19 protein-coding genes are annotated in these 21,309 nt (G+C 69.8%); 10 read left to right on the top strand and 9 right to left on the bottom strand.

Features of this window, described 5'->3' with window-relative positions; translation table 11 throughout:
• Positions 1-8 precede the first annotated feature (8 nt).
• On the bottom strand, positions 9-983 hold the full coding sequence (locus QX204_RS18520) for a 5'-3' exonuclease (protein WP_301900982.1): 975 nt from the start codon (positions 981-983) through the stop codon (positions 9-11).
• 97 nt (positions 984-1,080) lie between these two features.
• Here QX204_RS18520 and QX204_RS18515 point away from each other — a divergent pair, with 97 nt between their 5' ends.
• On the top strand, positions 1,081-2,208 hold the full coding sequence (locus tag QX204_RS18515; protein ID WP_301900980.1) for a M24 family metallopeptidase: 1,128 nt from the start codon (positions 1,081-1,083) through the stop codon (positions 2,206-2,208).
• Between the two features lie 10 nt (positions 2,209-2,218).
• Here the strand turns inward: QX204_RS18515 and QX204_RS18510 are convergent, their stop codons facing one another.
• Positions 2,219-2,617, bottom strand: coding sequence for a TIGR03618 family F420-dependent PPOX class oxidoreductase (locus QX204_RS18510; RefSeq protein WP_301900979.1), 399 nt, complete (start codon positions 2,615-2,617; stop codon positions 2,219-2,221).
• A gap of 119 nt (positions 2,618-2,736) precedes the next feature.
• On the opposite strand from QX204_RS18510, the gene QX204_RS18505 reads away from it, so the two are divergent.
• From QX204_RS18505 to QX204_RS18495, 3 genes are all read left to right on the top strand, one after another.
• Entirely contained in the window at positions 2,737-3,489 is a 753-nt protein-coding gene (locus tag QX204_RS18505; protein WP_301900978.1) for a decaprenylphospho-beta-D-erythro-pentofuranosid-2-ulose 2-reductase, read from the top strand.
• Complete coding sequence (cbiE, locus tag QX204_RS18500; RefSeq protein ID WP_301900977.1) at positions 3,486-4,748, top strand: precorrin-6y C5,15-methyltransferase (decarboxylating) subunit CbiE; 1,263 nt, start codon at positions 3,486-3,488, stop codon at positions 4,746-4,748. Before QX204_RS18505 ends, cbiE begins: the two co-directional genes overlap by 4 nt.
• Before the next feature lie 221 nt (positions 4,749-4,969).
• Positions 4,970-5,722: a cobalt-precorrin-6A reductase gene (locus tag QX204_RS18495; protein ID WP_301908036.1), complete on the top strand. Its 753-nt coding sequence runs from the start codon at positions 4,970-4,972 to the stop codon at positions 5,720-5,722.
• 6 nt (positions 5,723-5,728) lie between these two features.
• Here QX204_RS18495 and QX204_RS18490 read toward each other — a convergent pair whose 3' ends face one another.
• From QX204_RS18490 to QX204_RS18470, 5 genes are all read right to left on the bottom strand, one after another.
• Positions 5,729-6,271, bottom strand: a complete 543-nt coding sequence (locus tag QX204_RS18490; protein WP_301900976.1) for a PadR family transcriptional regulator — start codon at positions 6,269-6,271, stop codon at positions 5,729-5,731.
• A gap of 158 nt (positions 6,272-6,429) precedes the next feature.
• Positions 6,430-6,927 (bottom strand): ubiquitin-like domain-containing protein, encoded by a 498-nt coding sequence (locus QX204_RS18485; protein ID WP_301900975.1) that lies wholly within the window; start codon positions 6,925-6,927, stop codon positions 6,430-6,432.
• A gap of 267 nt (positions 6,928-7,194) precedes the next feature.
• Positions 7,195-8,772 (bottom strand): precorrin-3B C(17)-methyltransferase, encoded by a 1,578-nt coding sequence (gene cobJ, locus QX204_RS18480; RefSeq protein ID WP_301908035.1) that lies wholly within the window; start codon positions 8,770-8,772, stop codon positions 7,195-7,197.
• Positions 8,773-8,777: 5 nt separating this feature from the next.
• A complete protein-coding gene (locus QX204_RS18475) occupies positions 8,778-9,413 on the bottom strand; it encodes a precorrin-8X methylmutase (protein ID WP_301900974.1) in 636 nt (211 codons plus the stop codon).
• A gap of 43 nt (positions 9,414-9,456) precedes the next feature.
• Positions 9,457-9,894 (bottom strand): Lrp/AsnC family transcriptional regulator, encoded by a 438-nt coding sequence (locus QX204_RS18470; protein ID WP_301900973.1) that lies wholly within the window; start codon positions 9,892-9,894, stop codon positions 9,457-9,459.
• Positions 9,895-10,026: 132 nt separating this feature from the next.
• Here QX204_RS18470 and ddaH point away from each other — a divergent pair, with 132 nt between their 5' ends.
• Positions 10,027-10,890, top strand: a complete 864-nt coding sequence (gene ddaH / locus QX204_RS18465; protein ID WP_301900972.1) for a dimethylargininase — start codon at positions 10,027-10,029, stop codon at positions 10,888-10,890.
• A gap of 36 nt (positions 10,891-10,926) precedes the next feature.
• Positions 10,927-12,144: a low temperature requirement protein A gene (locus QX204_RS18460; RefSeq protein ID WP_301900971.1), complete on the top strand. Its 1,218-nt coding sequence runs from the start codon at positions 10,927-10,929 to the stop codon at positions 12,142-12,144.
• Positions 12,145-12,228: 84 nt separating this feature from the next.
• Here the strand turns inward: QX204_RS18460 and QX204_RS18455 are convergent, their stop codons facing one another.
• Entirely contained in the window at positions 12,229-13,320 is a 1,092-nt protein-coding gene (locus QX204_RS18455) for an RNA ligase (ATP) (RefSeq protein ID WP_301900970.1), read from the bottom strand.
• 83 nt (positions 13,321-13,403) lie between these two features.
• Entirely contained in the window at positions 13,404-14,630 is a 1,227-nt protein-coding gene (gene cobG / locus QX204_RS18450; protein ID WP_301900969.1) for a precorrin-3B synthase, read from the bottom strand.
• Between the two features lie 209 nt (positions 14,631-14,839).
• Here cobG and QX204_RS18445 point away from each other — a divergent pair, with 209 nt between their 5' ends.
• The 4 genes from QX204_RS18445 (at position 14,840) to cobN (ending at position 21,292) form a co-directional block, all read left to right on the top strand.
• A complete protein-coding gene (locus tag QX204_RS18445; RefSeq protein ID WP_301900968.1) occupies positions 14,840-15,502 on the top strand; it encodes a hypothetical protein in 663 nt (220 codons plus the stop codon).
• Between the two features lie 45 nt (positions 15,503-15,547).
• Positions 15,548-16,912, top strand: coding sequence for a DNA polymerase III subunit beta family protein (locus tag QX204_RS18440; protein ID WP_301900967.1), 1,365 nt, complete (start codon positions 15,548-15,550; stop codon positions 16,910-16,912).
• Positions 16,909-17,391: a hypothetical protein gene (locus QX204_RS18435; protein ID WP_301900966.1), complete on the top strand. Its 483-nt coding sequence runs from the start codon at positions 16,909-16,911 to the stop codon at positions 17,389-17,391. Before QX204_RS18440 ends, QX204_RS18435 begins: the two co-directional genes overlap by 4 nt.
• Before the next feature lie 274 nt (positions 17,392-17,665).
• Positions 17,666-21,292: a cobaltochelatase subunit CobN gene (cobN, locus tag QX204_RS18430; RefSeq protein ID WP_301900965.1), complete on the top strand. Its 3,627-nt coding sequence runs from the start codon at positions 17,666-17,668 to the stop codon at positions 21,290-21,292.
• Positions 21,293-21,309 lie beyond the last annotated feature (17 nt).

Genomic DNA, 21,309 nt, shown 5'->3' with positions numbered 1-21,309 from the left:
CGGCCCGGTCAGTCGGCGTGTGCCGCGGTCAAGGCGGTGACCAGGCGGGTGATCGGGCTCTCGGCGTTGTACGCGGCAGCCAACGCGAGCAGCCGGTCGGGGTCGACGGGGGTGGCGGGCAACACATCCGGACGCGACAGGACGACATCGGCATCGCGGACCACCCGCACCACCGGTGCCGCGACCTTCAGATAGTCCTGCGCGGCAACGAGTTTCGCGCGCACACCCTTGGCGATATCGGAACCCGGATCGGCGACGGCGTCCATGAGCGCGTCGAGCGAGCCGAACTTCGTGATCAGCTGCGCGGCGGACTTGTCGCCGATGCCCGCCACACCGGGCAGGCCGTCGGAGGCGTCGCCGCGCAGCGTCGCCATATCGGCGTAGGCCGGGCCCGCGTTCTGTTCGGGCACACCGTATTTCGCCGACAGCTCCGCGGGGCCGAACAGTTCGGCCTTGGCCAGGCCACGGCCGACGTAGAGCACCCGGACCGGTGGGGCGGGCTCGTCGCGCACCAACTGCAGCAGGTCGCGGTCGCCGCTGACCACGACAACCGGATCGGTGCGCTCCCTGCTCGCGAGGGTGCCGAGCACATCGTCGGCCTCGAGGCCGTCCGCGCCGCCGGTGGCGATGCCCGCCGCGGCCAGCACTTCGAGGATCATCTCGACCTGCGGGGTGAGGGTGTCGGGCACCTCCTCCGCGCCGGGCGCCGCGCTGGTGCTGGTGTCGAGCCGATGCGCCTTGTACGAGGGCACGAGGGCCACCCGGAACGGGGGGCGCCAATCGAGATCGAGCCCGACCACGAGCCTGCTCGGGCGATGTTTGGTGACCAGCGAGGCCACCATGTCGGTGAATCCGCGCAGCGCGTTCACCGAGCGGCCGTCCGCGCCCCTGAGCTTGTCGGGGATGGCGTAATAGGCGCGGAACCAGAGGCTGGCGCCGTCGAGGATCAACAGGGGTCCACGGGTGCTCTCGTCAGCGGTCACCCGCTGATTGTGCCCCGAACCACCGACACGGTGCCGGTGGCCGTGCCGACGGGCTTCGGTGGCTGGCGTCGGCCCGGGGCGGGTAACGTCGGATCCTATGAGCGCGCACACGGATGCCAGGTTCGCGGCGAAGGTCTACGGTCAGCGTTTGGAGCGGGCGGTCGAATTGATGCGCGCGGCGCATCTGGACGCCCTGCTGATCACTCCGGGCCCCGACCTGCGCTACCTGATCGGTTCGGCCGCGGACTCCTACGAGCGGCTCACCTGCCTGGTGATCCCGGCCGACGGCTCGACGCCGGCGGTAGTGATCCCGAAACTCGAGTTGGCCTCCCTCGGTGACTCCGCGGCGGGCGAACTCGGCCTGCGGGTGCTCGACTGGGTCGACGGCGTCGATCCGTACCAGCTGGTTCGCTCGATCCTGCATGCCGGTTCGCGTATCGCGGTGGCCGACGCCATGCCCGCCCTGCACCTGATCCCGCTCGCCGAATCGACCACCGGGTTGCCCGCCTCGGCCACACCGGTGCTGCGCGAGTCGCGAATGATCAAGGACGAGGCCGAGATCGACGCGCTGCGCCGAGCGGGCGCGGCCATCGACCGCGTACACGCGCGGATGGGCGAATTCCTGCGGGCGGGCCGCACCGAGGCCGAGGTGAGTGCCGACATCACCGCCGCGATCGTCGAGGAAGGCCATACCGAGGCGGCGTTCGTCATCGTGGGCAGTGGCCCGCACGGCGCCGACCCGCACCACGAGGTCTCCGATCGCGTCATCGAACAGGGCGACGTGGTCGTCATCGATATCGGCGGCCCGGTCGAGCCCGGCTACTACTCCGACTCGACCCGCACCTATGTGCTCGGGACCCCGAGCCCGGAGATCGTCGAACAGGTCGCGGTCCTCGAGGCCGCCCAGGCCGCCGCGGTGGCGGCGGTGCGGCCAGGGGTGAGCGCGGAGTCCATCGACGCCGCCGCCCGCGCCGTGCTCACCGACGCGGGCCTCGGCGAGGCCTTCATCCACCGCACCGGGCACGGCATCGGCCTGTCGGTGCACGAGGAGCCCTACATCGTGGCGGGCAACGACCTGGTGCTCGAGCCGGGCATGGCGTTCAGCATCGAACCCGGCATCTATTTCCGCGGCGCATGGGGCGCGCGGATCGAGGACATCGTGGTCGTCACCGACAACGGTGTGGAGTCGATGAACAACCGGCCACACGGTCTGACGGTGTTGTAAGCGGCACAGCCTATTTCAGCGTGCTCGACGACAGCACTCGGCGCACCTGGATCGCCACGACGACCCGCGTCGGATTCTCGCGCGGCACCCGGTAGCGCTCGGTGTAGCGGCGGACGGCCTCGGCGACGTCGGCGCTGTCGTCGAGCACCGTGGCCGGTCCTTCCAGGGTGAGCCAGCGTGGCCCCTCGACCTGGCTCACCGCCGCGTAGCCGCCGCGTGCGGTATTGCGTGCCTTCACCGACGCGCCGTCGGTGATCACGCGGGCGATCCCGCTCTCGGGATCCCAGGTGAATCCCACCGCGACCACGTGCGGGGTGCCGTTGGCGCGCAGTGTGGTGAGCGTGGCCAGGTGCCGCTCGGTGACGAATTCGAGGGCGGCGGGGGACAGCTGTGCGGTGGTGGTCGGCATACCGGAAACGGTAGCCGGGCCGACCGGCGCCCACCCCCTCGGGTTTCGGCCGTCGAGCATCTGCGCGCCATCGGGGCGGGCCGAAACCGGCCACCACGGCCGGATGACAGACTGGCGCCATGGGAATGCAGCGAAACGATGGGCCGGTGCTGGTCCTGGGCGGGCGCAGTGAGATCGGCCTCGAGGTGGCGACCCGGCTGGCACCCGGACGGGTGGTGATCCTGGCGGCCCGTCGCGCCGACGCGTTGGGCGCCGAGGCCGAGCAGGTGCGCGCGGCGGGCGCGACCGCCGTCCACACCGTGGAATTCGACGCCGACGAGACGGCCACCCACGCGCCGCTGCTGGACAAGCTCGCGGCCGAGCACGGCGGCATCGCGACCGCGGTGCTCGCGTTCGGAGTTCTCGGCGATCAGGAGCGTGCCGAACACGACCCGGCGCACGCGGTGGCCGTCGTGCACACCGACTACGTCGCTCAGGTCAGCGTCCTGACCACCCTCGCCGACCTGATGCGCGCGCAGGGACATGGCCAGCTCGTCGTCTTCGGCTCCATCGCGGGTGTGCGCGTGCGCCGGGCCAATTATGTCTACGGTTCGGCCAAAGCGGGCCTGCACGGCTTCGCCAGCGGCCTCGGCGACGCACTGCACGGCACCGGCGTGCAGCTGCTGCTGGTGCGCTCGGGCTTCGTGATCGGCCGAATGACCACCGGCATGGATCCGGCCCCCATGTCCAGTACCCCCGGCCAGGTCGCCGACGCCGTCGTCCGCGGCCTCGGCAAGGGCGCGACCCGCGTGGTGGTGCCCGGTCGGCTGGCGCTGGCATTCTTCGTGATGGGCCTGATCCCGCAATCCGTCTGGCGCCGGATGCCACGGTGACCGCGACGGAACCCACCGGCTGGACCGGCGAGCCGATCATCGTGGCCGGCATCGGCGCCGACGGCTGGTCCGGGCTGGGGCAGACGGCCCGACAGGCGGTCAGTGACTGCGACGTGGTGTTCGGATCCTCCCGTCAACTGGCGCTGCTCCCGACGAGCGACAGCGAACGCGTGCCGTGGCCGACGCCCCTGCTGCCCGCGCTACCGGAGTTGTTCGCGCGCAACGCCGATCGTCGCATCGGCGTCCTGGCCAGCGGCGATCCCATGTTCTACGGCATCGGCGTCACCCTGGCCCGCCGGTTCGGCCCGGCGGCGCTGCGCGTGTTCCCCCAGCCTTCCTCGGCGTCGCTGGCGTGCGCCCGGCTCGGGTGGCCACTGGCCGAGACCCCGGTGGTGAGCGTGGTTGCCCGGCCATTGCCCACCGTGCTGCCCGAATTGTCCGAAGGCCGGAGGATTCTCGTTCTCAGCGAGGACGAGACCACACCGGGCGCAATCGCGGAATTACTGCGCGACAACGGGTTCGGCGCCTCGACCGTGACCGTGCTCGAACAACTCGGCGGCCCCGCCGAACACCTGCGCGCCGGTCCCGCGGCCGCATGGTCGCACCCCGGTGGCGACCCACTCAACATCGTCGCCATCGACTGCCGTGCCGATCCCGACACACGCCGCGACACGCGCCTGCCCGGCTTGGCCGACACCGCCTTCGCCGGCGACGGCCAGCTCACCAAAAGCGAGGTCCGCGCGCTCACCGTCACCGCTCTCGCCCCCGCACCGGGGGAAATGCTGTGGGATATCGGCGGCGGCTCGGGCAGCATCGCCATCGAATGGTGTCGCACCCATCCACTGTGCCGCGCGGTCACGTTCGAACGACTGCCCGCCCGCCGCGAACAAATCGCGACCAATATCGACGCGCTCGGGGTGCCGGGAATAACGATCCGCGGCGAAGTGCGCTCGGAGTTAGCCGAAGAAACGATCACGGCGCCCGACGCCATATTTCTCGGTGGCGGCCTCACCCAGGACGGCATGTTCGAGCGGTGCTGGCAACGCCTGCGCCCCGGCGGCCGCCTCGTCGCCAACGCGGTCACCGCGGAATCGGAAGCGCTGCTGCTCGACTGGTCTGCCGAGTTCGGCGGAACCCTGCGCAAATTCCAGATCTATCGAGGCGAACCGCTCGGCGGGTTCACGGCCTGGCGACCGCACCTGCCGGTCGCCCAGTGGATTGTCCGAAAACCCGCTGGTCGCCGAAGTGTGGAGTTGTAGCCCCGATCACGATCAGATCACGCGCAGATCACGATGAATCCGTTGTCACAGGGTTCGCGGGCCGTAAAAGTTTCGGACCGAAGGTGTAGAACCGGGGGCTCGGGGGTAGGGTCGTTGCCGTTCCGGGTAATCCCCCCGGTTCGTTTTTCCACGATGGAGAGTTACATGGAGTACTCGAAGTTCGATGGCGATGCCGGTTTCGGTGATTTCGGAGGGTTGTCCTGAGAGTTCTGATCCTCGGCGGCACCGGTGAAGCCAGGGAGTTGGCGCGTAGAGCGTCCGGCGAGCGTGGACTCGACATAGTGTCCTCTCTCGCGGGTCGGGTCGCCAACCCGCGGCTGCCGGTCGGAGCGGTCCGCGTGGGTGGGTTCGGTGGTGTCGAGGGCCTCCGAACGTGGCTACGTGAGAACGCGATCGACGCTGTCGTGGACGCCACCCACCCCTTCGCCGCGAAGGTGAGCGCGCACGCGGCCGCGGCCGCGGCCGACCTGGACATCCCGGCGCTGCATCTGCGCCGCCCGGAGTGGGTGCAGCGGCGCGGCGACCTGTGGACCAGGGTGCCCGATCTCGCGTCGGCGGCGGCGGCTCTGACTCCCCGCGACGAACAGGTGCTGCTGACCATCGGCCGTCAGGGGGTCGGCGCGTTCGTGGGGTGCACGGGGCACGGCTTCGTCATCCGCTCCATCGACGCTCCCGAAGTCCCGCTGCCGCCGCGCTCCAAGCTGCTGTTGGCGCGTGGGCCGTTCACCTTCGACGAGGAACTCGTGCTGATGTCGCGTCATCGCATCGATGTGCTGGTCACCAAGAACAGCGGCGGTGAACAGACCGAGGCGAAGATCTTCGCCGCCCGCACCGCGGGTCTCCCGGTGATCATGGTCGACCGCCCGCCGCTGCCCTCGGGCGCGGTCACCGTGGCCGAGGTCGGAGACGCCGTCGAGTGGTTGCGCGAGTCCACCTCGCACCGGGTGCGCTGAACCCGGTCAGTGCGGCGGTGGCGGTGTGAAGATCGTCGGCAACTGGTCGAACCAGTGCAGCACCGCACGCTCGTAGGCGATGCCGAACTCGAGGGTCGCTCGCTGGTGCGGCGCCAGGGCGGTTTCGTCCTCGTCGAGGTAGCGGTCGAGGCGATCCTGATGAATGTTCTTGTTGGCGGCGATGATTCGATCGCGATGAGCCGGATCCAGGTGCTCGCCGAAGGACAGTGTGAGCAGCAGCGGCACCCGAATGGTCTCGGCGCCCGGATCGCGCCCGATCCACTCGGCGAACGCGTCGCGGCCGATATCGGTGATCCGGTAGGGCGTGCGCTCCCTGGCGCCGCGTTCGCCCTTGGTCACCAAGCCCGCGGCGTCCATCGTGGACAGTTCGCGATAGACCTGGCTCTGGGTGATGGTCCAGAAGTCGCCGATGCGTTGCTGAGCCTGTGTGGCGAGATCCCAGCCCGACTTCGGGCCCTCGTGCAGGAACCCGAGTAGCGAGGCCGCGGTGGAGTTCAGCGGGCGGCGTCGTGTCGCGATGTCGGTCAACGGTCAACTCCCTTCGAACTACATTCCTAAGTGGAATGTTACGCCTGAGTGGGCGGTGCACCAATAGTGCCGGTGTTGCGGTGTGTTCGCCGGACCGGGGGTGCGGCGGTGGTGCTCGCGCGCTGAGCACCACCGCCGCGGTGATCGACCCGTCAGGCTCAGGCCAAAGCGAGGTTCACGACGTCACCGTCGGCCAGTTCGTAGGACGCCAGGGTATTGGAGTCCTCGAGCTTGACCTCGCTCTCGGTGACGAGCTGCTGCTCGGCCGCCGCGACGCCGGTCTGTTCCTGGATGAGGGCCTTCAGGTCCTTGACGGTCGCCGTGGTGGCGACCTCGACCGCGATGGGCTCGCCGTCCAGGCCGTTGACCGTCAACGTGATGCTGGTCGCGTTCTCGGCGAGGGGAAGCCCCGGCAGACCTGGCAGGCCGGGCAATCCGGGCGCCGCGGGTGCGACGGGTGCCGCGGGTGCGGCCGGCGCTTCGGGTGCGGCGGGCGCTTCGGGAGCGGCGGGTGCCGCGGGCGGGGCGGGTGGGGCCGGCTGTGCCGACGCGATCCCGGCGACGGGAACCGCCAGGGCGGCGGCTATCAGGCCGACCGTCACGCCGCGCCGTAATCGGGTACCGAGGGCGTTCTGTGCGTGGTGCTGAACTCTCATCGTGGTGAATCCTTTCATCGTCCACGGGGGACGCGTTGGGGAATCGAACCAGGAAACGAGCTGTCACACTGTTGTGCTCGCGGGCGAGCCCGCGGAACAAGTGTGCCATCGCACGCGCGTCTCGTCCGGCCGCGCAGACCGCGCGAGGTTGCCGAGAATCGCGGTGGTTGCGGTCGGCCCCGGGGTCGCCGGAGCGGCCGCTGTGTGGATTCGACGGCCGCTCGGGGCAGGTACCGACCGTGCGGTTTGCTGATTGTCCGAGGCGGACTACCGGCTCTCCGCCGACCCGTATCTGCGTGAGGTGAAAACGCGGGTGCCCTCCGGCGTGTCGAAGGTGGTGGTGGTCGACGATCCGATGATCAGCAAGGTGCGCATGTCCACCTCGTCCGGCTCGAGCTCGCCCAGGGTGGTCACCCGGACCGATTCGGTCGGCCCGCCGACATCGCGGCCGAGCACCACCGGCGTCTGTGGTGGGCGATGTTCGAGCAGCACCTCGCGCATGGCGCCGACCTGCCAGCGTCGTTGCGAGGAGGCCGGGTTGTAGATCGCGATGGCCATGTCGGCCGCGGCCACCGCCGAAAGGCGTTGTGCGACAACATCCCACGGCTTGAGCCGGTCCGACAGCGAGATCATCGCGTAGTCGTGTCCGAGCGGCGCGCCGACACGGCTCGCCACCGCGTTGGCGGCGGTCAGTCCCGGCAGCACCCGCACGGGGACGTCCTTGAACTGCGGTTCGGCCGACACCTCGAGCACGGCCGCCGCCATGGCGAAGACACCGGGGTCGCCGGAGGAGACGACCGCGACGCGAGCGCCGCGCTTGGCGAGGTCGAGTGCCATCGCGGCCCGCTCGGATTCGACCTTGTTGTCGCTGGCGTGCCTGCGCTGACCGGCCCGCTCGGGCACCCGATCGATGTAGGTGGTGTATCCGACGAGATCCGACGCCGCGGCCAACGCGGCGCTGACCTGCGGCGTCGTCCAGTCCGCAGCACCCGGACCGAGACCGACCACCACCACTTCGCCGGGTTCGACATCGGGGGTGGTGGTCACGTCATCGGAGGCCACCGTCGCGTCGACGGTCGCGGGCGGCTCGCGGAAAGTCGCGCCGCGAGCGGGAATCGGGGTGGTGGGCGTCGGGCCGGGGACGAGGGTGATCGAGAAGTACGGCACGTCGGCCTCGTCGACGTCGGCCGCGGCGAGTACCCGCTGACGGGTGCTGCTCGCGCGTTCGACGTAATACGCGTCCTTCAGGCGACCGGAGTCCGACAGTGCCTGGCGCACACCGGGAAACGTGCGACCCAGCTTCATGATCGCGGCGGCGTCGGTCTCGCGCAGACGCTCGGTCAGCTCGTCGACGGGCATGGTGCCGGGCAGCACCGTGAGTACCTGCTCGCCCTCCACCAGGGGAGTGCCCAGCGCCGCCGACGCCGCGCTGACCGAGGTGATGCCGGGAACGATCTCGGCGTCGAACCGGTCGGCCAGCCGCCGGTGCATGTGCATATAGGAGGAGTAGAACAGCGGATCACCGGCGGCGAGCAACGCGACGGTGCGTCCCGCGTCCAGGTGGGCGGCCAGCCGCGCGGCCGCCTGCTCGTAGAACTCGTCGATCGCGCCCTGATACCCGCCGGGATGATCGGTGGTCTCCACCGTCACCGGGTAGACGAGGTGCTCTTCGATCTGTCCCGCGCGCAGGTAGGGCGCCGCGATGGCGCGGGAGATGCTGCGCCCGTGCTTGGCGCTGTGGAACGCGACCACATCGGCTTCGGCGATGAGCCGGGCGGCCTTCACCGTCACCAGTTCCGGGTCGCCGGGGCCGAGGCCGATACCCCACAATTTGCCGGTGCTGATCTCACTCACTCCTGTTCGCTCGCAATCGCATTCAGTGCCGATGCGGTAATCGCGCTGCCGCCGCGCCGACCGCGCACGGTCAGATACTCGATGTCGCCGAAGTCGATCAGCGCCTGCTTGGATTCGGCGGCCCCGATGAATCCCACCGGAATGCCGATGATCGCGGCGGGTCGCGGCGCACCGGCGTCGAGCATGTCGAGCAGGTGGAACAGCGCGGTCGGTGCGTTGCCGATGGCCACCACCGCACCGTCGAGCTGATCGCGCAGCAGTTCCAGGGCTGCCACCGAACGGGTGTTGTCCAGTCGCGCGGCGAGGGCGGGCACCCGAGGATCGGTGAGGTTGCACAGCACCGCGTTGTCGGCGGGCAGGCGCTTGCGGGTCACCCCCGAGGCCACCATATTGGCATCGCAGATGATCGGCTTGCCCGCGTGCAGCGCGGCACGGGCGGCGGCGACCACGCCGGGGGAGTAGGCGATATCGGGGGCCAGGTCGACCTGCCCGCAGCCGTGGATCATCCGTACCGCCACCCGCTCGACATCGGCGGGGAAACCGGCGAGATCGGCCTCGGCGCGGATCGTCGCGAACGAGCGCCGATAGATCTCGGCCCCGTCGGTGAGGTAGCTGGCACGCACATCGGACATGCCGGTAACCCTAGAACCTGGGTCTGACGTGGTGTCCGGCGGCTCAGGTGCGGGGGCGTTCGAGAATGCGTGACATCACCAGCGAGCTGCGGGTGCGCCCGACGCGCGCGTTCTCCCTGATCCGTTCGACCGTCACCTCGATCTCGGCCATATCGGTGGCCATCACGTGCACGAGCGCGTCGGCCTCGCCCGCGATCGTCCACACTCCGACGACCTGCGGAATCGGTTCCAGGGTGCGGCGCAGCTCGGCGGGGGAGATGTTGTCGCGGTAGTAGACCTCGACATATGCCTCGGTCTTCCAGCCGAGCGCGGCCGGGTTGACCTGGGCGGTGAACCCGGTGATCTGCCCGCTCGCGACCATCTTGTCCACCCGTCGTTTCACCGCGGGCGCCGACAGGCCGACCACCGAACCGATCTCCTGGAACGAGGCGCGGGCGCGCACGAGCAGCTCCGCGAGAATGCGCCGATCGATATCGTCCACGTCGCTCCTTCGCTTTCTTCACGCAACGATTCCCCATTCTTGCACTGAAATGCACAACAAAACGGTGTTCCCCGCGCAATGCAACGGCGATTACGGTCGGAGAAACCATCCGCGCAGCCACCAGGAGTCCTGATGACCGCCGCTAGCCCCCTTCGTGTATCAGCACCGGCGCGGACCGCCTCGCCGCGCCGCTACGTGCTGTGCCGCCCCGACCATTTCGAGGTCACGTACGCGATCAACCCGTGGATGGACCCGGCCGCCCCGGTCGACCGGGCCCGCGCGCTCGCCCAGTGGGAGATCCTGCGCGCGAAGCTGGAAGCGCACGGGCACACGGTGGAAACCGTGCCCGGCGAACCCGGCTTGCCGGATATGGTCTTCGCCGCCAACAGCGGCATCGTGATCGGCGGACACGCGCTCTCGGCGCGATTCGCCCACCCCGAACGCGCCGCCGAGGGCCCGGCCTTCCATCAGTGGTTCGCCGCCCGCGAACTGCGCGCACTGGCCGCCGCGGCCGAGACCAATGAGGGAGAGGGCGACTTCGCGTTCGCCGGGCAGCGGATTCTGGCCGGCGTCGGGTTCCGCTGTTCGTTGTCCGCGCACGCGGAGGTGGAGCGGTATTTCGAGGTGCCGGTGGTGTCGCTCGAACTGGTCGACCCGCGCTTCTATCACCTCGATACCGCGCTGATGGTGCTCGACGACACCACCATCGCCTACTACCCGGCCGCGTTCAGTCCCGCCGCTCGCGACGTGCTGACCACGCTCTACCCGGCCGCGATCCTCGCCGACGAGAACGACGCGCTGTGCTTCGGTTTGAACGGGCTCAGCGACGGTGAACACGTCTTCCTCGACCCCGGCGCCACCGGGCTCATCGCGCAGCTGCGCGCGCGTGGGTTCGTTCCGGTCCCGGTCGACATGTCCGAACTGCGCAAGGGCGGCGGCGGCGTGAAGTGCTGCGTGCTCGAGCTGCACACCCGCCGCGACACGACCGTCGGTTAGCCGAGCGGGCGCCGCCACCGCCCACATACTGGGCCGATGGCACCTCCCGAACCCGGCACCGAGGAGCGGCGCGCGAGCTGGACCGAGCTGTTCTTCGACCTCGTCGCCGTGGCGGGCATCGGTCAGCTCACCCACCTGCTGCACCGCGGACCGTCACTGGGTGAATTCGGTCTGTATGTGGTGCTGTACCTGGCCTTCTGGGTGGTGTGGGCCTGTGTCACCGTGTACAGCAATGTGGCGGGCGAGCAGGCGCGCACCACCATGGTGTTCGGGTGCATGTTCGGGCTGTGCGTGATGATGGCCGCCGTCGGCGGTGCGCCCGACGAGCACATGAATGTCTTCGCCGCGCTCTATGTGCTGGTGCGGGTGGCGTCGTCGACGGCGTGGCGGCGTGGCCAGATCGTGGTGGACTGGCCGATCGCGCAGATCGGTGCGGGGCTCCTGCCGTGGCTGGTGTCGCTGTGGGTGCCCGCGCCGTGGAAGTTCGTCCTGTGGGCGGCGGGGCTGGCGATCGATCTGTGGATCATGTTCGCCATCGACTCGGAACGGTTGATGGTCGACGCCGAGCGGCGGGTGCGTGCCCGGTTGCGCAGCGGCCGTGGTAGGCCACCGCGCGGCGGGCCGGGTCGACGGTCCCACGAGGCGACGCCGCCGAAACTCCAAGCGCTGCATGCCGATGCGCCGCATCTGGGCGAACGGCTCGGCCAGTACCTGATCATCGTGCTCGGCGAGGGCGTGATCTCGGTGATCGCGGCGGTGTCGGTGGAGGAGTGGACCCTCGCGGTGTGCGTCATCGGGGCAGCGGCATTCCTGTGCCTGATCGCGATGTGGGCGTTGACCCTGCGCTACGGGTTCGTGCCGCGCCTGATGGGGGAGCTACCAGGTGCGGTCGGTCTGCCCTATCAACGGGTGATGGCCGTCCACTGTGCGATCAGCGGGGCGATCGCGACCGTCGCGGCGGGGTTGGGTCTGGTCGCGGCCCACCCGTCAGGGCATCTGTCCGCCGGCCTCGGCTGGGTGCTCGGCGGCGGCACCGCCGCGTTCTTCCTGGTGTGCGGACTCGGTGGATGGCCCAGCGCCGGGGCTCGGTGGTTGTGGCGATGGCCGGTGCCGTGTCTGGTGGTCGCGCTCGCGCTGGGCTGGTCGGCGCCGCACATCGGCGGCGTGTGGCTGGTGCTCGGGGTGCTGTGCACCCTCGTGGCGGCGGTGGTGTCCGAGACCCTGCGCTCACCGCGCGCTACAGAGGACCGCTGAATGCCGCGCTACGCGTGCACTTTCCACAGAATCGGTGGCGAATTCGATCGTGGGAGGTGAATACGCACGCGTAGCGCGGTGGGCTCACTCGTACTCGGTGCCGCCGTCGCGCAGCAGGTACGCGGCGGAGACGATCTTGCCGATCGCCCGGCCACCGAGAATCGACGACTGCCGTTCGACGGTGGGCCGCACCACCAGACCCTCGCGGATATTGGCGCCGGCCCCGCTGACGGTTTCGGCGCCCTCGGCCGATTCCAGCAGCAACTCGGCGTCGTAGGCGCCCTCGTAGAGGACCGGCACCCGTGGGACGGTCAGGCCGAGGTCGTCGAGCAGGGCGCCGATCTCGTGATGGTCGAGCCAGCGAACCGGCGCCGCGCCTGTGTCCACCGCGATATCGAACAGCCCGTAGCCGAGCGACTCGTCGTGCGCGGCGGACGCGCCGTAGTGCAGGTCCTGCACACCCGCGCCGTACACCTCGCCGAACAGACCGATCCGGTCGGCGTCGAGCGCGGCGGCGAGCTTGCGAGCGGCCTCGTCGAGCTTGTGCGCGCGGACCGCGCGCCAGTACAGGTTGCCGTCGGCCTCGGTCAGCGACAGCGACCGACCGCCGACACCCTTGGACGACACCAGGATTCGGTCACCGTCGCGGACGTGGGTGAGCAGGCAGGCGGTGCCGTGGATCTTCTCCGTCGCCACCACCGGCTCCCCGGCGGTGAAGATGTCGGGGAAGCGTTTGATGTTCTCGACATCGACCCACCGCAGCAGATCCGGCGCCGACTCGACCTGGCCCGACATCGAGACCGGTACCGGTGGAACCCATTTCACGATGCCGAGCGACTCGGCGAAGTCGGTCCGCTCGCGCGCGGCCGTCGCGAGATCCACCCCGCCCAGCGCGGTCGGCGTGCACACGATGCCCTGCGATACCTCGCCACGCAACCGCACCGCCTTCACTCGATTGCGCAGCGAGCCCGCGAGTTTCCCGGTCAAGCCGAGCTCGGCGATCAGCTCCTCGGGCAGCACCGACTGTTCCGGAATGTAGACCGCGTGATCCCCGGTCGAGAACTGACCCTTGGCGACCACGGCCCGGTACAACCCGACCTGGGCCAGCTCGAGCCGATCAGCGTTCGGATGTGCGACGACGACGAGCCGCTCGGCCGTCACTTGCAGTGTGGACATGGGAACCCCCTCTTACTGAGAAGGCAAGGGTACGAGAAGGTTTCGGGATCGTCGATCGAGTTTCGTGCGGCCGCGGCGACGACTCAGGGAGCGGTCGCCGCGTCGTCGACCTCGATGCGATAGCCGTGGTCGGTGGCCACGACATCGGTCACGGGTCCGCGCGGGCGACCGCAGCAGCGGTCGCATCCGGACCAGTGCTGGCGACCCGCCACGGTGACGGCCTCGGCCGCGACGAGTTCGTTCCGCACGAGCGGCCGAGGCTCGGAAGCCTCGGCGGCGGGCAGGACGCGATCGGATTCGATGGCGGCGGCCAGGTCGGCGCGGACGTCGGTGCGTGATTTCGCGCAGCCGGGGCGTCCGGCGCAGGCGCTGACCCGCAGCCACGGGGAATTCGCGTCGAAGATCAGCCCCATCGGCGCGAGCACCCGCACCACGGTTTCGGCAGGTCCCTCGTCGAGATCGGTGATCACCAGGCTGCGCCACGGGGTGACGAAGACGGGCCGTTCGACGGCGGCCAGGAATTCGGTGGTCCTGGCCGACAAGGTGCCGAGCGGTATCCCGGCGCCGAGCGTGACGAGGCCGTTCTCCTGGTCGAGCCAGCCGATCGGAATATCGTGTGTCGCACCGAGTTCGAGAGGTTCGCCGACGGGGGAGCGGTTCAGCGTCTCGACCACCGATTCGACCCCGCCGGGAATCTCGTGCAGTCGCCACTGTCCCGCATCGGTGGTTCCCCGCAGATCGAGGAAGCCGCGCGCCGCGTCGAGCATCACCTCGACCGCCTCGCCCGCGGTGATCCGAAGTCCGGTGTCGGCGCCCGCCAGCAGCAGGGCGAACTCGTTTTCACCCACCGCGTGGATGCCGATGTCGCCGTGCAGCGTGCTCACATCGCCGCGTCCGTCGTCGAGGGTGAACAGCACTCGCCCCGGCAGCTCCGCCAGCAGTGGGTCGCCACGCAATCCCGTGTCGAGGTCGACCGCGAGCCCGTGGACGTCGGCGAATCCGCCGACCCGTCCGGACAGCGGCGAGGCCACGATATTGCGCACCCGTTCATGGGTCTCGCTGGGCAGCAGTCCCGCCGCACCCAAGCGCAGCGCGAGTTCGGAGGCGTCACGGACCTGGCGCAGCTGAACATTTCCCCGCGAGGTCAGCTCCAGGTTCCCGTTGCCGAGATCGCGTGCCGCATCGGCGAGCGCCTGCAACTGCGCCGATTCCAACCGTCCGCCCGGCACGCGAATTCGCGCCAGTGGCCCGTCGGCGGCCTGATGCAACCGCAGAACCCCTGGACAAGAATCGGGCGCACTCCTGGTCATGATGTTCCAGCCTACGACGCGCCGACTGCGCCCCGAACCTCAACCGTGGTCGAACCCCGTTCCCGCCGCCGAGCGTCGCTGTCGACCGGCCGTGGCCGGGCGCGGTCGATGTGACGAGGCCGACTCGCGTGACGGGGCGGTTCGGGGGTATTCGCCTAGGGTGAGTGGCGGATCCTTCGCCAGCCGAGCACTGACAGGAGAGCCGCCACATGCTGCGTGAATTCGTGGACAAGCGAGTCGTTCCCGCACTCGACCGAGCCGCGCAGGCACAGGCGCCCGTAGTCCATCGGTATGTCGGATGGTTGGGCAGCCGCCACCCGGAGGAAGCGCCGGTGGAGATCGTGCAGCGGCTGTCGCGTCAGTACCTGTTGGTCGTCACGGCAAGCGGCGTCGCCGTGGGGCTCACCGCCGCGGTGCCCGGCGTCGGCACCGTGCTAGGTCTGGCGGCGACCGGGGTGGACACCGCCGTGTTCCTCGAGGCGTCGTCGGTGTTGTCGGTTGGCGCCGCCGCGGCGTACGGCCTCGATCCCGACGACTCGCGGCAGAAGTACCTGGTGTCGAAGGTCGTGCTCGGCGAGGCGGGCACGAAGGTGCTCGACGAGACCGCGGGCCACAAGAAGGGTCAGTGGCTCTCGGTGGTCACCGACCACATTCCCGTGCTGGCGAGCATGCCCGATTCCCCGGCCAAACGCTTCATCGTCAACTACCTGGTCAAACGCACCTTGCTGCTGTTCGGCACCCTCATCCCCGCGGGTATCGGTGCGGTGATCGGTGGCGCCGGCAACAACGCACTCGGTCAACTGGTGATCGCGAACGTGTACCGCCATCTCGGCACCGGCTCCCCGGAAATGGTCGCCGCGGGCACCGACTGATCGACGACTTGACCTTCGACTCACTCGAACCCCGATCATGAATCGGTGCCCGACACCGACCTGATCACCATCGGAGCCTTCGCCCGCGCCTGCGGCCTGAGCACCAGCGCCCTGCGCTTCTACGCCGACGCGGGCGTTCTCGCCCCCGTCGTCGTCGACGAGGTCACCGGCTACCGCTACTACGCCCCCGAGCAGTCCGCTCCCGCCCGCCTGCTGCGTCACCTGCGCGCTATCGACATGCCGCTGCCCGCCGTGACCGCCCTGCTCGCCGAACCCGACCCCGCCCGCGCGCTCGTCCTCCTCGACGAGCACCTCGCCGACCTGGACCGCCACCAGAGCGAGGTCCGCACCGCCGCCGCGGCGGCCCTCGGCGCCCTCCTGGCCATCCATGGATCAGCGTCCGGAGGCGGGGGCGGGCATCGCGACCAGGTCTCGGTGCCGACCGATGATCGAGGCGGTGCTCGATCGCCGCTCGGCACCGCGCAAGGTCCCGAGAAAGGTTCGACCTGGACGCGCGACGACGTGTGGGTGAGCGGACCGGTGCTGGCCGCGGCGATCGATCAGGTAGCGACAGCTACGGTCGCGGATCCGGATCTGGCGGTCCTCGACACGATTCTGTTCGAGACCGACGGCCAGCAGTTGATCCTCACCGCGACGGACCGCTACCGCCTGGCCACCCGCACCGTCCGCCCCACCCGGTTCGGTCCGGCGGTCTGGGACGCGACGGTACATGCCGACGACCTCCGTGCGGCCGCGTCCTGGTTGCGTCGCCGCCACGCCGTCGCAATCCGCCCCCATCGCGACCATGTCGAATTCCGCATGGCCACCGCGGATTCCGTCGACCGAGACCGCACCGAAGGAGCCGGCGAGCTGATGACACACCACGCCGCCCAGTCGGACGACACCCGGCGCTGCTGCCGCCGATCGACCCACGACTTCCCCGACTACCGAGCGATGCTGGCCGCGCTAGCCCCGGTGCGAACCCGCGTCGTGCTCACTCGCGCGGCGCTGCTCGACGCCATGGAACACCTCGACTCTCCCGCCGTGGTCCTGCACACGACCTCCACGGGCGCCGTCTCCGTGACGACCGCGAACTCGTGGACGGAGCCTGCCGCACCGACAGACACGGCCACGACGGGCGACTTTGTCGCCCACACGAGTTCGGGCTCTGCCGCGGCAACGGAACGGGTGTGGCACATCCCGCACGCGAGAGCCACCGGCCCCGCCATGACGATCCATTTCGCCGTCACCACCCTCTACCCGGCCGTCGCCACCGCCGTCGGACCCGACGTGATGCTCGACCTCATCGCCCCCGACCAGCCGGTTCTCATTCGCTCCGCCGACGACGGAGACCTGTCGACATTGGCCATGCCGCGCAAACCCGAACCCACCGAGGAGATCTCCCGATGACCACCACCGACCCGATCATGACCCGAATCAGCCAGGGCGTCAGTGACTTCCGCACCGGCGACCCCGATCGTGCCCGCGCCACCCTGCTCGCGGTCTGGGCCGACATCGGCCCCGCCGGTGACCCGCTGCACCGCTGCACCCTCGCCCACTACCTGGCCGACGCCTACGACGACCCGGCCGAAGCCCTCGTCTGGGACGTCCGCGCTCTCGACGCCGCCGACGCCCTCACCGACACCCGCCTCAACGACCACCACGCGGGCCTCCAGGTCGCCGGCTTCTACCCCTCCCTGCACCTGAACCTCGCCGACAACTTCCGCCGCCTCGGCGCGTTCCCCGCCGCCGCCCGCCACCTCGAAGCAGCCCGCGAACGCCTCGACGTGCTCCCGGACGACGACTACGGCGCCCTGATCCGCAGCGCCTGCACGGGGGTAGCGGAGGCGATCGCCGCCGAGGACACCACCCGCCGACCCACGCACTGACACCGGCCTCCGCGACGTCGCTGGGCGTGACCGCCGAACACGTCGGCAACGCTCTCGGACGGTGCTCGCGCCACCGCCTGCTGATCAACCGTCCAGCGTCAGGGGGCGGCCTGGAAAGTTGTGGGTGGGGCGGGCCCAGTAGCATCGTCTTGCTCGGCGGGCGTCGAGGAAACCGGTGGAAATCCGGTGCGGTCGCGCCACTGTGAACAGCCAGACCCTCTCCGGCGAGCACCGCAACCCCGATGGGCGCGTAACCCGAGGAAGGTCTCACCCTGTGATCCTGCTGCTGTCCACCTCCGACACCGACCTGCTGAGTGCCCGCGCGAGCGGCGCCGAGTACCGCTGGGGCAATCCCGCCCGGCTGCTGGTCGAGGATCTGCCGGAACTGCTCGACGGCGCGGACCTGGTGATCGTGCGAATCCTCGGCGGCAAGCGCGCCTGGGAAGAGGGCCTCGAGGCGATTCGGGCGAGCGGGGTGCCGATGGTGGCGCTGGGCGGGGAGATCGCGCCCGACGCCGAGCTGATGGAATGCTCGACGGTGCCGGTCGGCGTCGCGGCCGACGCGCACAACTACCTCGCCGCGGGCGGGGCCGAGAACCTGCTCCAGCTGCACAACTTCCTGTCCGACACGGTGTTGCTGACCGGCCACGGCTTCGAACCTCCCGCACAACTGCCCACCTGGGGCGAACTCGACCGGTCCCCGCGGATCCTCGAACCGCACGCCCCGACCGTGGCCGTCGTCTACTACCGCGCCCAGCACCTCGCGGGCAACACCGCCTACATCGAGGCGCTGTGCAAGGCGATCGAGTCCAAAGGCGCCCGTCCGCTGCCGGTGTACGCGGCCTCGCTGCGCACCGCCGAACCCGAACTGCTCACCCTGCTCGGCCGTGCCGACGCCCTGGTGGTGACCGTTCTCGCGGCGGGCGGCAGCAAGCCCGCGACCGCCTCGGCCGGCGGTGACGACGAAGCCTGGGACGTGGCCGCGCTCGCCGCCCTCGACGTGCCGATCCTGCAGGGCCTGTGCCTGACCAGCGGCCGCGCGCAATGGGAGGCCAACGACGACGGCCTGTCGCCGCTCGATGTGGCCACGCAGGTCGCGGTGCCCGAATTCGACGGGCGCATCATCACCGTGCCGTTCTCCTTCAAGGAATTCGACGCCGACGGACTGTCTGCCTATGTCCCCGATCCCGAACGCTGCGCGCGCGTGGCGGGGATCGCCGTGCGCCACGCCCGTCTGCGCCACATCCCCGCCGCCGACAAGCGGATCGTGATCATGCTCTCGGCCTATCCCACCAAGCATGCCCGCATCGGCAACGCCGTCGGCCTCGACACCCCCGCGAGCGCGATCCGCCTGCTCACCGAATTGCGCGCCGCCGGTTACGATCTCGGCGATATCGACGAGATCCCCGGCCTGGTGCAACGCGACGGCGACGCGCTGATCCACGCGCTCATCGCCGCGGGCGGCCAGGATCCGGAGTGGCTGAGCGCGGAACAGCTGGAAGGCAATCCGATTCGCATCGGCGCCGCCACCTACACCCGCTGGTTCGAGTCCCTGCCCGAGGACCTGCGCGAGGCCGTGGTCGAGGCGTGGGGGCCGCCGCCGGGCGAACTCTACGTCGACCGGTCGGCCGACCCCAAGGGTGAGATCGTCATCGCCGCACTGCGTTTCGGCAATGTGGTGTTGATGGTGCAGCCGCCTCGCGGGTTCGGTGAGAACCCCGTGGCCATCTACCACGACCCCGACCTGCCGCCCAGCCACCACTATCTCGCCGCCTACCGCTGGTTGTCCGCGCCCGACGGTTTCGGCGCCGACGCGATGGTGCACCTGGGCAAGCACGGCAACCTGGAGTGGCTGCCCGGCAAGACCCTCGGCATGTCCGCCTCCTGTGGCACCGACGCGGCGCTGGGCGATCTGCCGCTGATCTACCCCTTCCTGGTCAACGACCCCGGCGAGGGCACCCAGGCCAAGCGCCGCGCCCACGCCACCCTTGTCGATCACCTGATCCCGCCGATGGCGCGCGCCGAGACCTACGGCGACATCTCCCGGCTGGAACAGCTGCTCGACGAGCACGCCAACATCTCCGCCCTCGACCCGGCCAAACTGCCCGCCATCCGCCAGCAGATCTGGACCCTGATGCGCGCGGCCAAGATGGACCACGACCTCGGCCTCGCCGAACGTCCCGAGGAAGACGTCTTCGACGACATGCTCCTGCACGTCGACGGCTGGCTGTGCGAGATCAAGGACGTCCAGATCCGCGACGGTCTGCACATCCTCGGCCAGGCCCCCGAGGGCGACATGGAACTCGACCTGGTGCTGGCCATGCTGCGTGCGCGCCAGCTGTGGGGCGGGGAACAGAACGTGCCCGGCCTGCGCGAAGCCTTGGGCCTGAGCGAAGCCGGGGACGAATCCCGTGAACGCGTCGACGTGGTGGAAGCCCGCGCCCGCGACCTCCTCGGCGCGCTGCAGGCGACGGACTGGTCGGCCGACGCGGTCGAGACCCTGGTGCAGGACTTCGCCACCGCGATTCTCGCCGGGGGTGCCGACGACGCCGCCCGCCTCGACGCGGTGACGACCGTCCTGCGGTTCGCGGCCACCGAAGTCGTGCCGCGCCTGCGCGAAACCCGCATCGAGATCGCGCGCGTCCTGCACGCCCTCAACGGCGGTTTCATCCCCGCGGGCCCCAGTGGGTCGCCGTTGCGCGGTCTGATCAATGTGCTGCCCACCGGCCGCAACTTCTACTCCGTGGACCCCAAGGCCGTGCCCTCGCGGCTGGCCTGGGAGACCGGTCAGGCGATGGCCGAATCGCTGCTCGCCCGGTATCTGGCCGACCACGGCGAGTACCCCAAGTCGGTCGGTCTGTCGGTGTGGGGCACCTCGGCGATGCGCACCTCCGGCGACGACATCGCCGAGGTCTTCGCCCTGCTCGGTGTTCGGCCGGTGTGGGACGAGGCGAGCCGCCGGGTCACGTCCCTCGAGGTGATCTCGCTCGACGAACTCGCCCGCCCGCGCATCGACGTCACCGTCCGCATCTCCGGCTTCTTCCGCGACGCGTTCCCGCACGTGCTGGCCCTGCTCGACGACGCGGTCCGCCTCGTCGCCGATCTCGACGAGCCGGCCGAGTCGAATTATGTTCGCGCACACGCCCAGTCGGATCTGGCCGAACACGGCGACACCCGTCGCGCCACCACCCGCATCTTCGGGTCCAAGCCCGGCACCTACGGCGCGGGCCTGCTGCAGCTCATCGATTCCAAGAGCTGGCGCACCGACGACGACCTCGCGCAGGTCTACACCACCTGGGGTGGCTACGCCTACGGCCGCGACCTCGACGGCGCCCCCGCCGCCGACGACATGCGCACCGCCTACAAGCGCATCGCGGTCGCCGCCAAGAACACCGACACCCGCGAACACGACATCGCCGACTCCGACGACTACTTCCAGTACCACGGCGGCATGGTCGCCACCGTCCGCGCGCTGACCGGCAAGAACCCCGAGGCCTACATCGGCGACTCCACCCGCCCCGACGCCGTGCGCACCCGCACCCTCTCGGAGGAGACCGCCCGCGTCTTCCGCGCCCGCGTGGTGAACCCGCGCTGGCTCGAGGCGATGCGCCGCCACGGCTACAAGGGCGCCTTCGAGATGGCCGCCACCGTCGACTACCTGTTCGGCTACGACGCCACCACCAATGTGGTCGCCGACTGGATGTACGAAAAGCTTTCCGAGAGTTACGTATTCGACGATGTGAACCGCAAGTTCATGGAGCAGTCCAACCCGTGGGCCCTGCACGGCATCGCCGAACGGCTCCTGGAAGCGGCCGAGCGCAAGCTGTGGGAGCACCCCGAACAGGAAACGCTGGACAAGCTGCGCCAGGTCTACCTGGAAACCGAGGGTGAGCTGGAGTGACCCGACTTGCCGCAAAA

Source organism: Nocardia sp. PE-7 (assembly GCF_030486425.1).
GTDB lineage: Bacteria > Actinomycetota > Actinomycetes > Mycobacteriales > Mycobacteriaceae > Nocardia > Nocardia salmonicida_A.
This window is presented reverse-complemented; position numbering and strand designations above follow the sequence as displayed.